Source organism: Rhodothermales bacterium (assembly GCA_041391505.1).
GTDB lineage: Bacteria > Bacteroidota > Rhodothermia > Rhodothermales > JAHQVL01 > JAWKNW01.
In genome coordinates this window covers 374,118-387,246 of the sequence record JAWKNW010000002.1, presented here as the reverse complement: position 1 = coordinate 387,246, position 13,129 = coordinate 374,118, and the positions used below count along the sequence as shown (strand labels likewise).

Below are 13,129 nucleotides of genomic sequence, written 5' to 3'. Positions count from 1 at the left end.
GGGGATGCTGGATGCAGGATGCAGGATAGTTGCCGACAAGCGATGCTTTTGACAGGAGATCCCGTATCCCGCATCTTGCATCCCGCATCTTGCATCCCGCATCTTGCATCCCGCATCCCCCATCCCCCCTAACGGATCCTGGCATTCGTGCGCTCCGGGTCGCCGGCGGCCTCTACGATCCGGGTGAAGGCCTCGGCGAGGACGCTGCGGTCAAACAGGTCTGCCGCCGCGCGCCGGCCGCGGGCGCCGGCTTCGGCGAGTGCCTCCGGGCGTTGCAGCGCGCCCTCGATACAGCGGGCCAGCGTCAGCGGTTCCGCGGGGCCGGCGTACCAGCCGCAGCCGTGGGTTTCGACGAACGCGCGGGTCCAGCCGGGGTTCGTGACGACGACCGGGGTGCCCATGCCCAGGCTGTCGAAGAACTTGGCGGGCGAGTTGGCGGCGAGGACGGGCAGGTCGTTGAACGTGACTACCGACAGGTCGGCCAGGCCGAAATACGCGAAGATCGCATGGCGCGGCGCTGCCGGCAGCACGCGAATCGCGTCGGGGTGCCGCCGGCCGGCCTGCTCGAGGGCCGACCGGTAGTAGCCATCGCCCAGAAATACAAAGCAGGTGTCGCCCCGCGCCGCCAGCTGCTCGGCGGCGCCCAACAGGGCGGGAATGCCGTTCGCCCGGCCGAATGTGCCGGCATAAAGCACCACGCGCCGCTCCCCGATGCCGAGCTGCCGGCGCAGCGCCGCGACCGCCTCCGGCGTGGCCTCGGCGGCGAGGTCGAAGTCGGTCCCGTTGAGCAGCGTCGTGAGTTTCGACGCGGGGATGCCGACGCGCTCGATCGCCGTCTGCATGTCCGGCGACAGGGGGATGATGTGCGCGGCGGAGCGGTACATCCGTTTTTCGAGGCCGTAGAGCCGGCGTTGCAGCCAGCGATTCCGGATGGCGCCCATCTCGATGGGAAACGCCGGCCACAGGTCGCGCACCTCGAATACCCACGGCACCCGCCGAAGGCGCGCCACCTGACCCGCCACCCAGGCGGCGGAGAGCGGGGTGGAGGTGCCTACGATGACATCCGGTCGCGGGACGCGCAGGCCCCGGGCGAAGGCGCCGACCGCATACGAAGCGTAGGCGCTCAGGCGGGCGCGGATCCCCATGGCGTTGTGGTAGGGGGCGTGGATCCGGTGGATGGTCACGTTGTCCGGCGCCCAGGGATATCGCCGGGTCTGGCGACGCTGGTCCCAGACGTCGGACGTGATGACGTGGACCTCGTGATCCCGCGCGAGCCGGCGGATGAATTGATAGTGCCGTCCGGTGGCCGCGCAGTCGGGATTGTGGTAATACTGGTAAAAAATGAGGATGCGCATGGCGTCAGCCGGGGAGGGGGCGTGCCGGCACGCCGACCGCCGTGCGATGGGGAGGCAGGTCGGCGGTCACGACGGCGCCGGCGCCCACGATGGCGCCCTCGCCCACTTGCCGGCCGGGAAGCACGACGGAGCCCGTGCCGAGTTCGGCGGCTTCCCCGATGCGGACGTGGCCCGAGACGTGGCATCCCGGGTGCAGCGTGGAAAAGGCGGCCAGGGTCGCGTCGTGCCCGACGGTGCAGTTGACATCCACGATCGCGTGCGGTCCGAGCGTCGTGTTCAGCATGAGCACGGCTCCGCGAAACAGCAGGCAGCCCGGGCCCAGGCGAACGGAAGGGTGCAGGTGGACCGAAGGATGCGCCAGCGTGGCGGCGCGGGTGTCGGAAAGGCGGTGGTCGTGGTGGATGCGCCGGCGCGTCTGCGAGGCGCCGAGGGCGAGGACGTAGTGGACGTCCGGGTGCTGCGCCAGCCACGCGATGTCGCCGAGGACGGGCAGCCCCAGAACGGTCTGCCGCTGCAGCTCCGGGGCGTCGTCGAGAAAGCCGAGGAGGTCAAACGTTCCGCCGGCGGCACAAATTTCCTGCGCCAGGACGGCCGTCTCGCGACCGAGTCCGCCGGCGCCGACCACGACGAGGGAGGGCATACGCGGGTAGACAAACGAGTGAAGCGCGCCCGGTTGGCGCGCCGTCCCTCTACGCCGCGCGCGCGCCGGGGTTCGCCCGGGGGGTAAAATCGCCGTTTTTCCCGCCGATGCCATACGCGTCGTCGGCCGACAGGAGGGCCAGCGGGGTGCGGAACAGGATGCACAGATCGAGCGCGAGGCTGGTGCGGCGCACGTACTCGACGTCGATGGCGATCCGGGAATCCCAGCTCAGCGCGTTGCGGCCGCGCACCTGGGCCCATCCGGTCAGTCCGGGGCGGACATCCAGACGCACCCGCTCGGTCGGGCCGTAGTGCGCCACCTGGCTCGGTACCGTGGGTCGCGGGCCTACGAGGCTCATGTCGCCGCGGATGACGTTCCAGAGCTGCGGCAACTCGTCCAGCCCCCAGCGACGCAGGAAGACGCCGGAGCGGGTTACGGCCGCCAGCGGATCCGTCAGCGCGTGCGGGACGGCGTGCAGGGTGCGGAATTTAAGGATTGTGAAGGGCCGGCCATGCAGGCCGATGCGCGTCTGGCGAAACAGGATCGGTCGGCCGCTATCAAGCCAGACGACGCCGGCGATAAGGGCCAGAAGCGGCCATAGGAGAAGCAACAGGGCCGACGCGATCAGGACATCCAGCGCGCGTTTGAAAGGCGCGTACAACGAGGTGCGATTCACGGAGGGTACGACAGAATCGGGTGACAGGAGAGGGACAGTTCGATATGATGTGAAGTCGGGCAAGGATTGAGCCGGGATTGGTTCAGCTTCTGGGCCCTGAGCGGTGCTGCGGCTGTTTTACATTTTCTTTACAACGCCGTGCGTTGCGGCCGCCGGCACGCGCCGTGACTGTCCAGTTCATCCTTTGTTCGTCCGGTTTTTACGAGGCTGCTGAAAACGCGTTTTTCAGCGCGCGGGCAACGTGTTCGACCTCGCTTTCCCGCAGGGTCGAATAAAAGGGGAGGGCAAGCGTCCGCGCGCTGATCGATTCGCACCGCGGGAAAGCGCCGGGGCGGTAGCCGAAGCGCTCGCGATAATACGGTTGAAGATGGATCGCTGGAAAGTAGGGCGCGCAGCCGATGCCGGCTTCCTGCAGGTGCGCCATCACCCGATCCCGCAACCCCGGCTCCGAATCGGGTCTCAGTTCGATGACATAAACGAACCAGCTGCGCGTGGAGCCCGGCTGCTCGGCAGGCCGGCGAAAGCGGTCCGCCAGGCCGGAAAGGGCGTCATCGTACCATGCCGCGACCTGCCGGCGCCGGCCCAGCAACGCGTCGATCCGCTCGAGCTGCGCGCAGCCTACCGCGGCAGACAGCTCGTCGAGCCGGTAATTATACCCGAGGCGGACATGCTCCATGTGCGCCGGCGTGCGCCGGCCCTGGTTGCACATCGAGCGGCACGCCTCCGCCAGCGCCGCGTCGTCGGTGGCGATGCAGCCGCCTTCGCCGGTGGTGACGGGCTTGTTCGGATAAAAGCCGAACGCCGCCGCATGCCCCCAGGCGCCGATGCGCCGGCCCCCGATCGATGCGCCCGGCGCCTCGCAGGCGTCGTCGATGAGGAGCAGGTCGTGTCGCGCGGCGAGGGCTTCGAGGGCGGGCCAGTCGGCGGGCTGGCCGAACACATCCACCGCGAGGATGGCGCGCGTCGCCGGCGTGATCGCCGCCTCGATCTGGTCGACGTCGATGCCGTAGGTGTCCGGGTCGATGTCCACAAACCGCGGCGTCACGCCTTCGTAGAGCAGGCAGTTCGAGGAGGCCACGAAGCTGTAGGGCGTGGTCACTACCTCGTCGCCGGCTTCGAGGCCCAGGCCGCGCACGATGAGGTGCAGCGCCGCCGTCCCGCTGCTGACGGCCACCGCATGCTTGACGCCGCACAGGGCGGCCATTTTTTCCTCGAAGGCGGACAAATAGGGCCCGAGGGCGAGCCGGCCGCTATCCAGCACGTCGGCCACATACGTTTTTTCCAACGCGGAGATGTCGGGCCGGGAGAGGGGGAGCATGGGGCGGAGCATGAGGGGGGAGGTTTAAAGTCCAGGGGGAAGGTACCGCAATTCTATCGCCGCAGTCTCATGGAACCATTGATCTGAAACGTTGAACCCGTCTTTGAACCCCAAACCGTGGACGTCAAACCTTCAGGCTGAAACCATTCCGCCCCGGTGCTGCTTGAAATCCCGTTTCGTACCGTCAGAACCCCGCGCGGTGCCGTCGGATTCCATCCGCGCCGATTGCGGTTCATCCCGTTTAACGTTTCAGCATCCATGGCCACCTCTCCTGCGTTCCTTTCGGCACTCGACGAACACCGCCGCGTCATGGAACGGCTCGCCGATCAGGCGGCCTTTATCGAGCGTATCGGCCGGGATGTGGCGGAACGGGTCGGGCGTGGCGGGAGGGTGTTCTGGATGGGAAACGGAGGCAGCGCGGCGCAAAGTCTTCACTTCGCGGCGGAACTGGTAGGGCGTTTCAAGCGTGAACGGGCGGCACTTCCCTCGCTCGCATTTTCGGCAGACCCTTCCGTGGTTACGGCGATTGGGAATGATTATGGTTTTGATCAGTTGTTTGCGCGGCAAGTGCGTGCATGGTGCCGAACGGGGGATGTCCTGATCGGTTTATCGACGTCAGGCCGCAGCCCGAATATTCTGGCTGCCTTTGAGGAGGCGGCCTCCCGTAATGTGTATACCGTTGGCATGACGGGGCGAACCGGAGGCGATCTGATCGACTGTGTAGATGCCTGTCTGATGATTCCATCCGACGATACGGCCAGAATTCAGGAGGCGCACCTGCTTGTCGGGCATTATTGGTGCGATGTGGTCGAACAGGCCGTGTCCGACGCCGTGCAAACACCTTGACACGGATACCTCGATGTGTTTGCCGTTCCAGGTTGCCCGTTTATGGTCCAGGGATTCTTTGCCTGAAACGTTGCCCGATGCGCGTTGAACCGTTCGCGGCGTCCGACAGGATGGCCACGAACGCACTCAGGGCCTGCTCTCCAGGATGATCCGGGGCGCTGCAGCAGGTGCAGCGCGCCCCCTTTTTTTATATCGTTTATTGATAACGCTTTACTTATGTACAACGGAATGTCCCCGATTTCCTCTGTTGTATCCACACTCGCCGTGATGGCGGGGTGCGTACTGCTTTCCCTGAGTACGCCCCGGCAGGCCACCGCCCAGAACATCCCGCAGAGCGTGCAGCGGGAGTTGCAGGACCGCGGCATCACGGCGGATGAAGCCCGGCGCGAAGCGCTGCGTCTGGGCATCGACCTGACCAACCCCGAGGCGGCGATCCGCCGCGCCCGCGAGATCGGCGTCCCGGAGGCGCTCGTCCGCCAGATGGTGCAGGCGGTGCAGGAAGAGGAGCGCCAGGAACAGGCCAACAGCACCCGCAGCTCCGTGGATCGCGAGGTGCCGATCATGTTCGGGCCGCCGACGCTGAGCGCGGAGACGCTCGTGTTGCCGCCCATCGATCCGTTTTTTATCGCGCCTAACACGAGCGAGGAGGATGTCGAGGAGGCGCAGCGCCAGCGCGACCGCAAGATCCAGAACGACACCCTCGTCGTGCGCGTGCCGCTGCGCGACGAACTCTCCGGCATCCGGGTCGTCGAGATGATGCTCCTCAACGACATGTCGGCCGATACGCTGTTTGCCTTCGAGGTACGCCGCGTGCTGGGCAGCAAGTTCGAGGGCAGCTGGCAGGGGCTCTTCGCCGTGCCGCACGACGCGGCGAACGGCGACTGGGGGCTGTACGTGCTGGCCATCGACGAGAGCGAAAACGACAACATCATCGAGACCGGGGGCATCGTGCGCATCACGCGCGACGCGACGGAACTCGTCCCGCAGGACTCGATGGCGGTGAGCGACAGCCTGCCCTATTTCGGCTATGACCTGTTCGCGCTGCGGCCCGAGAACTTTCAGCCGCTCTCGATGGGACCGGTGGATGAAGGGTATCTCATCGGCCCGGGCGACGAGTTGCGCCTCATCATCTTCGGGTCGACCGAGTTTCAGCAGGATCTGGTGGTCGACAACGAGGGCCGCATCTTTGTCCCGAACGTGGGGCAGCGCACCGTCGCCGGCACCCGGCTCGACGAGCTTCGCGAGGACCTCCGCGTCTGGCTGTCGAAAAACTACGCCGGCCTGACCACGGAGCCGCCGGAGATGCTGATGGACCTCAGCGTCACCCGCCTGCGCCCGGTCAGCGTGTTCGTCCTGGGCGAAGTGCCGAGGCCGGGGCGGTTCCCGCTGCCGAGCAGCTCCTCGGTGTTCAACGCCCTGTACGCCGTCGGCGGGCCGCTCTTTTCGGGGAGCCTGCGCAACGTCCAGGTGATCCGGCGGGGCAAGGTCGCCTATGAGGTGGATCTCTACGACTATCTCCTCAAGGGCTTCTCCGACGCCGATGTCCGGCTCCAGACCAGCGACAACATCTTCATTCCGCCGCGCGGCGTCACCGTGTCGCTGTCGGGCGAGGTGCATCGGCCGGCGATCTACGAGCTCCGCAGCGGCGAGACCTTCGCGGACCTGATCGGATTTGCCGGGGGCCTCAAGCCCGAAGCCTACACGCGCCGGTTCCAGGTGGAGCGCGTCGTGCCCTTCGCCGAGCGCGAGGACCCGATGATGGTGCGGAGGGTGCTCGACTACAACCTGGGCGACGTGCTCGCCGGCGCAGAGAACGTCGAACTCGAGGACGGCGACCAGGTCACCATCTTCTCCATCCCCGAAGCGACCAACGTCGCCGCCCGCAGCCGCGTGCGTTCCGTCAGCGTCGGGGGCGCGGTCTTCAACCCCGGCCGCTACGAGCTCTCCTCGGACCTCCAGACCGTGCGCGACCTGATCATGGAAGCCGACGGCCTCACCGGCGACGCGTACCCGGACAAGGTGGAACTCATCCGGCTCACGCCCTCGCTGAAACAGGAGGTCATGTCGCTGAGCCTCGCCCAGATCCTCCAGGACGCGCCGACCCAGAACCTGGTCTTGCGGCCGCAGGACAGCCTCTATGTCTTTGCGCTGTCCGAGCTGCGCGTCAACCCGATGGTCAAGATCTCCGGCCAGGTGCGGCAGCCCGGCTCCTATGAGATGCTTGAGAACATGACGGTGACCGATCTCCTGTTCAAGGGGGGCGGTCTGGCCGATCCCGAATACCTGAAAACGGTCTTCACGGCCCGCGCCGACATCTTTCGGAAGAGCCCCGACGGGCGGACGGAGCAGATCATCCCGTTCGACCTCGGCGAGGCCCTTCGCGGCGGTCCGGTCGCCTCGATGCCGCTGGAGCCGGAAGACGAGATCCGCATCTATCCCCTCGAGGTGGAAGTGGTGCGCGACCGCTACGTGCAGATTTCGGGAGCCGTGAAGCAGGAAGGCCAGTTCCGCTTCCGCGACGGGATGACGCTGGAAGATCTGATCCTGCAGGCCGGCGGCTTCGAGGACAACGCCTTCTTCCAGGCGGTGGAGGTGACCCGGCTCGACAAGGAGCGGCAGAACGGCGAACTCGCGATGGGCATCGAGGTCCCCCTCCTCGCCCCGGGCGCCGTCCAGGGCGATTTCTACAGCTTCGGCGTGGTGGACACGCTCCAGGCCTTCAACGAGGCCCGCAAATTCAAGCTGCAGCACCTCGACCGCGTGTATGTGCGGACGAACCCGGTCTACAAGCCGCAACAGACCGTCATCCTGACGGGCGAGGTGCGTTTCCCCGGTGAATACACGCTGCTGCGGGAAAACGAGACGCTGGCGGAGGTCGTCCGCCGCGCCGGCGGCATCCTGCCCACCGGCTACCCGAAAGGCGGCCGGCTCTACCGGGACAACCTGCAGGTGATCGCGCGGATCGACCGGGCGCTGAGCGGTTATCGCGACGCCGACATTGTCCTGCTGCCCGGCGACCGCATCACGATCCCCGCCCAGCCCAACACCGTGGCCGTCCGCGGCAACGTGGCGATCGAGGGGTTGATCAAGTACGAGCCGGGAAAACGGGTCAAGTATTACCTCAACCGCGCCGGCGGCCTCCGTCCGGAGACCGAGGCCGTCCTGCTCACGCAGGCGTCGGGCGCGACGTTCCGCGTCCAGCGCGGGCTGTTCAAGTCGAACCCCGTGGTGGACGAAGGCGCGCAGATCTTTGTGACGAAGAAGCCGCCCCGTGAACCGGGCGAGCGGATCGACATCGGCCGGACCATCGTTGACACCGTAGGCATCATTTCCAGCACGCTCACGATCGTCGTGCTGGCCCGTCAGGCGTTCAAGTGACGCGCACACCCGACGCCGGTGAACCGGACATTCCTATGACTTCCCCAACCCATCCGACAAACGGCAGCGCCGCCACGCCGACCCCTCCTGCCGAGCAGGAGGTGTCGATGCTGGACATCCTCCTGGTGCTGACGCGTCACCAGCGGATCATCGTCCGCTCGGTGATCGTGTGCGGCGCCCTCGCCCTGCTGTTTGCCATCTTCGCGCCGTCGCAATACACCGCGTGGTCGAAGGTGATTCGCGAAGTGGAGAACGATGCGATGTCGCGCAACATGGGTTCGCTGTCGCTGCTGCGCGGGTTCGGCCTGAATCTGGGCGGCGCCACGACCGGGCTTACCGCGACGGCCTATCCGGAAATCGCGATGAGCCGCGAGGTGCGGCTCGCGGTGGTGCGGGACACGTTCTACTTTCCCGATGTCGATGCCCGCATGACGTTTGCAGCCTACAGCGAACTCGAGCCGGGCATCGGGGAGATGCTTTTCGACTACACGATCGGGCTCCCGCGCACCCTGAAGCGGTTTCTCCGCCGGTATCTGATCCCGTCCGCGGCCGGCACCGGCGGGGCGGTGCTCGAACACTACCCGACGCGCGAAGAGGAGGAGGCGATGAAGGAGATCTCCGAACTCGTTTCCATCGGGGTCGATGAAGAATCCGGCCTGATGACCCTCGCGGCGCGGACCGACAATCCGCTGCTCTCCGCCCAGCTCGCCCAGAGTTTCGTGGATCACCTCGTCACACGCGTCCGGGAGATCCGCACCAAAAAATCGCGCGAAGACCTGCTGTTCATCGCGCAGCAATTCAAGGCCGCCGAGGATTCGCTGAAGCAGGCCGAGAACGCCCTCGCCGCTTTCGACGACCGCAACGTCAACCCGCGCAGCGCCCGCCTCCGTACGGAGCGCGACGGGTTGCTGCGCCACGTGTCGTTCAAGTCCGAGCTATACAGCGACCTGCAGGCCCAGCTGACGCAGGCGGAGATCGACCTGCAGCGCAGCGAGCCGGTGATCACCGTGCTCGAGCAGCCGGTGCCGCCGATGGAATCCTCCGGGCCGCAGCGCACGTTGACGTTGATCCTCGGGCTGGTCGTCGGCTTCATCGCCGGCATCGGGCTCGCGTTTTTCCAGTCTTTTCTCGAACACCAGCGCGCCGACGCTTCCGAACGCGGTAAGCTGGAAGAAATCCAGCAGACGCTGCGTCCCGGCGCCTGGCTCCGCCGGCTGCCCTTCCGGACGCGCCGCAAGGCGATCGACCGCTGACCGGATCGCGTCGCTTTCGGGCGCGCATCCACGACGCTTCACGCACCTCTCGCGTCATGAAATTAAGGACCCTCAGTAAGATCGTTCAGGGCTACCAGGCCGCCGTGCCGCATCCGAAACAGCGGCTGCCCCGGGTGATCCAGTTTCCGGTCAACGACATCTGCAACTCCCAGTGCCAGATGTGCCACATCTGGAAGCAGAAACTCGACCGGCAGATCACGCCGGACGAGGTGCGGACCGTGCTCGGCAACCCCCTCTACCGGGAGGTGACGTCGATCGGCATCAACGGCGGCGAGCCTACGCTGCGGAAGGACCTGGGCGAGCTGGTGCGCGCCGCCATCGAAACCCTTCCCCGCATCGAGCGGATCAACCTGATCACGAACGCCATCGTCAAAAAACGCGTCAAGGCCGCCATCGACGAGCTGGCCGGCGTGTGCGCATCGCGCGGCGTCCATCTCGACGTGATGGTCTCGCTCGACGGCATCGGCGAGGTGCACGACCGCGTCCGCGGCATCAAGGGGAATTTCGAGGCGGCCGTCGACGTGCTGGACCATATCCGGGGGCACGCCGGCGTGCATTCGTACCGCATCGGCTGCACGGTCATCCGCGAGAACGTGTACCATGTCGAGGACGTGCTCCACTGGTGCCGGCAGCGCGACCTCTACGCGCGGTTCCGGATCGGCATCCCGCATCAGCGGCTGTACGGGACCGATATCGTCGACCCCTTCGCGCTGGGGTGGGACGAGCGGTTCCATTTCGCCAACTTCCTCGACTACCTCTACCATCACTACGAGCAGCACGAGGGGCGCCGCGCGTTCTACCGCAGCCTGCGCGACCAGATCATCTACCAGAAACCCCGCACGGCCGGCTGTAGCTGGAAAAGCGAAGGCGTGACCCTGCTCTCCGACGGCGGGCTGGCCTACTGCGCCGTCGAGAGCGACACGCTCGGCGACGCGATCACCGGCGACTCCGAAGCCCTGTACTGGTCCCATGCCGACCACCTGAGCGCCATCGTCGAGACCAAGTGCGCGACCTGCCTGCACGACTATGAGGGCATCTCGGACCGCGCGACCTACGTGAAGGCCGTCGGCAAATCGGCGATGAAGTCGCTCCCGGGGATGCTGCCCGTGGCCGCGCGCGCCACGGCGGGCCGGCTGCGCGCCCAGGACGAAAAACGACGCCTGCAGCGCGCCCTGGCGACGGCCGGCGGACCGCGCGGCACGACCGCCTCGCAGCGCGTGCTCATCTGCGGATGGTACGGCACCGAAACGCTGGGCGACAAGGCCATCCTCGGGGGGATCGTCGATACGCTGCGCCGCACCCACCCCGAGGCCGAGGTGGATGTGGCCGCGATAGAGCCCTACATCACCGAAAACACCCGCCGGCAGATGCCCGAGTTGCGGCTGGGCGAGGTGCTGTCGCTCCCGGAAGCCCGCGCGAAGGTTCGCGACGGCCGGTACGGGCTCGTGGTGATGGGCGGCGGCCCGCTGATGGCCGGCGTGACGCAGTGCATCGACATGCTCGAACTGTTCGCGCTCGGCCGCGCCGCCGGCGCATCGACGCTGGTGGCCGGATGCGGGATCGGACCCCTCGGCGGCGCCCAGCGCAACGCCGTCATCCGCGCCCTGCTGGATACCGCCGATCGGGTGGTGCTGCGCGACCGGAAGTCGCTCGCCACGGCCCGCGAGGCGCTGCGCTGGGATGGGGAGGCGAGCGTGATGCTCGACCCCGCCTTTTTGTGGATCGACGCCCGGCAGGCCGAAGCCCCCGCGACGCCGGGGGACGACGTCCTGCTCGCGCTGCGCGAGTGGCCCGTCAACGAATACGCGGCGGAGCTGTCCGCCGAGGAGGCCGAGCAGGCGCGCGCCGGCTTCGAGCACGAACTGCTCCGGTTCGCCGATCTGGCCGCCGAAGGCATGCCCGGCGCGGTGCTCACGCCGTTCTGCATGCACAAGCAGGCCGTCGGCGGCGACGACCGGATGTTCTTCCGCCGGCTTCTGGCCGACCGACCCGACGTGCTCGGCCGGCTCGACGACCGCCACCGCGCGCCGGCGGACGACCTGGCCGCGTTCCGGTCGAGCCGGCTCGTCGTGGCCATGCGGTTTCACAGCGTCGTGTTCGCCATCGCCTCGGGCCGGCCGTTTGTGGCCATCGACTATACGCTGGGGGGGAAGATCGCCGGCCTGCTGGACGACCTCGGGATGTCCGACCGCCTCATCCCGCTCACCGCATTCAAGGCGGAGTACGCGCTGGAAGCCGCCCGCAACGCGGCGCCCGCACCGTCCATCGCCGCGCACATCGAATCCTCGCGTCGGGCGCTGTCCGACGCCTTCGTCTCCCTGATCTCGTGAACGTAGTCCTGGTCAATGCCGATGACGGAATCGGCGGCGCCGCGCGCGCCTGCTACCGCCTGCATCGCGGTCTGCTGGCGCAGGGCGTCGACTCCACCCTGCTCGTCCGTATCAAACGCGGCGACGACGACACAGTGCGCGGCCCAAAAGGGTTTTTCCGGACCAGCGCGGCGCGCCTCCGTCCGTATGCCGCCGCGCCGCTGCTCCGGCTGAGCAGCCACGAGATGTCCGGCGTCCACTCGCTCAACGTCGTCCCGACAAACATGCTGCGCCGGATCACCGCGCAGCGCCCCGACCTGGTGCATCTCCACCTGCTCAGCAAGGAGACGCTCAGCATCCGGGAAGTGGGGCGGATCGCCTCGCCGGTCATCTGGACCCTGCACGATATGTGGACCTTTTGCGGCACCGAGCACTACACACGCGACGATCCGGGCGCGCGGTTTCGCACCGGGTACGAGCGCGGAACGCTGGAGCGCGTCCGGCGGGGCATCGACCTGGACCGGTGGACGTGGAAGCGGAAGCGCCGGCACTGGGACACCGAGCGCATGACCGTGATCACCCCGAGCCGCTGGATGGCGGACTGTGCGCGGGAGAGCGCCCTGTTCGGCGCGTCGCGCATCGAGGTCATTCCGAACGGCGTCGACACGCAGGTTTACAAACCCATCGATCGGCAGGTCGCCCGCCATATCCTCAACCTGCCGGCCGACCGGAAGCTCATCCTCTTCGGCGCGATGCGGGCGACGAGCGATCGCCGCAAGGGGTTTCAGTACCTCAAGGCCGCACTCGAGCGCCTGGCGGCGACGCCGGTCGGGGGCGAGGTCGATCTCGTGATTTTCGGATCGTCCGCACCGCAATCTCCCGACTCGTTCGGGCTGCCGGCGCATTACACCGGCCGCGTCAGCGACGAGGTGACGCTTTCGCTGCTCTACGCGGCGGCCGACGTGTTCGTGGCCCCGTCACGGCAGGACAATCTCCCCAACACCGTCGTGGAGGCGCTCGCCTGCGGCACGCCGTGCGTGGCCTTCCGCATCGGCGGGATGCCCGAGATGATCGCGCACGAGGAGAACGGCTATCTGGCGGAGCCCTTCGATCCGGACGACCTGGCGCGGGGCCTGGGATGGGTGCTGGAAGATGAGACGCGCGCCGGCCGGCTGGCGGAGCAGGCGAGGGCGACCGTGTTGTCCACCTTCACGATCGAACAACAGGCGAAAGCCACGAGCGCACTGTATCGCGAACTCATCTGACGGCCCGTTCTGATGGCCCGTTCTGGCGGCCCGCCCGCCATCCGGGCACATTTTGCCGTTCATTTTCG

General features: G+C 67.1%; 9 protein-coding genes. 5 read left to right on the top strand and 4 right to left on the bottom strand.

Going from position 1 to position 13,129, the window contains the following annotated elements; translation table 11 throughout:
• Positions 1–128 precede the first annotated feature (128 nt).
• From R2834_03555 to R2834_03540, 4 genes are all read right to left on the bottom strand, one after another.
• A complete protein-coding gene (locus R2834_03555; GenBank protein ID MEZ4699384.1) occupies positions 129–1,355 on the bottom strand; it encodes a glycosyltransferase family 4 protein in 1,227 nt (408 codons plus the stop codon).
• A 4-nt stretch (positions 1,356–1,359) separates the two neighbouring features.
• Positions 1,360–1,995 carry an acetyltransferase gene (locus R2834_03550; GenBank protein ID MEZ4699383.1) on the bottom strand — a complete coding sequence of 212 codons (636 nt, stop codon included), beginning with the start codon at positions 1,993–1,995 and terminating at the stop codon, positions 1,360–1,362.
• A 49-nt stretch (positions 1,996–2,044) separates the two neighbouring features.
• On the bottom strand, positions 2,045–2,671 hold the full coding sequence (locus R2834_03545; protein ID MEZ4699382.1) for a sugar transferase: 627 nt from the start codon (positions 2,669–2,671) through the stop codon (positions 2,045–2,047).
• A 199-nt stretch (positions 2,672–2,870) separates the two neighbouring features.
• On the bottom strand, positions 2,871–3,989 hold the full coding sequence (locus R2834_03540) for a DegT/DnrJ/EryC1/StrS family aminotransferase (protein MEZ4699381.1): 1,119 nt from the start codon (positions 3,987–3,989) through the stop codon (positions 2,871–2,873).
• 156 nt (positions 3,990–4,145) lie between these two features.
• Here R2834_03540 and R2834_03535 point away from each other — a divergent pair, with 156 nt between their 5' ends.
• The 5 genes from R2834_03535 (at position 4,146) to R2834_03515 (ending at position 13,061) form a co-directional block, all read left to right on the top strand.
• Entirely contained in the window at positions 4,146–4,835 is a 690-nt protein-coding gene (locus R2834_03535; protein MEZ4699380.1) for an SIS domain-containing protein, read from the top strand.
• A 228-nt stretch (positions 4,836–5,063) separates the two neighbouring features.
• Positions 5,064–8,213, top strand: coding sequence for an SLBB domain-containing protein (locus R2834_03530; protein MEZ4699379.1), 3,150 nt, complete (start codon positions 5,064–5,066; stop codon positions 8,211–8,213).
• 35 nt (positions 8,214–8,248) lie between these two features.
• Positions 8,249–9,466: a GNVR domain-containing protein gene (locus tag R2834_03525; GenBank protein ID MEZ4699378.1), complete on the top strand. Its 1,218-nt coding sequence runs from the start codon at positions 8,249–8,251 to the stop codon at positions 9,464–9,466.
• Between the two features lie 56 nt (positions 9,467–9,522).
• Positions 9,523–11,817 carry a polysaccharide pyruvyl transferase family protein gene (locus R2834_03520; protein MEZ4699377.1) on the top strand — a complete coding sequence of 765 codons (2,295 nt, stop codon included), beginning with the start codon at positions 9,523–9,525 and terminating at the stop codon, positions 11,815–11,817.
• Positions 11,814–13,061, top strand: coding sequence for a glycosyltransferase family 4 protein (locus R2834_03515; protein MEZ4699376.1), 1,248 nt, complete (start codon positions 11,814–11,816; stop codon positions 13,059–13,061). The genes R2834_03520 and R2834_03515 overlap by 4 nt, the downstream gene beginning before the upstream one ends.
• The last annotated feature ends 68 nt before the right edge of the window (positions 13,062–13,129 follow it).

Bases quoted from the DNA above. Each gene is read 5' to 3' on its own strand.
- R2834_03555 (MEZ4699384.1), bottom strand. From the start codon at position 1,355: ATGCGCATCCTCATTTTTTACCAGTATTACCACAATCCCGACTGCGCG.
- R2834_03550 (MEZ4699383.1), bottom strand. From the start codon at position 1,995: ATGCCCTCCCTCGTCGTGGTCGGCGCCGGCGGACTCGGTCGCGAGACG.
- R2834_03540 (MEZ4699381.1), bottom strand. From the start codon at position 3,989: ATGCTCCCCCTCTCCCGGCCCGACATCTCCGCGTTGGAAAAAACGTAT.
- R2834_03530 (MEZ4699379.1), top strand. From the start codon at position 5,064: ATGTCCCCGATTTCCTCTGTTGTATCCACACTCGCCGTGATGGCGGGG.
- R2834_03525 (MEZ4699378.1), top strand. From the start codon at position 8,249: ATGACTTCCCCAACCCATCCGACAAACGGCAGCGCCGCCACGCCGACC.
- R2834_03520 (MEZ4699377.1), top strand. From the start codon at position 9,523: ATGAAATTAAGGACCCTCAGTAAGATCGTTCAGGGCTACCAGGCCGCC.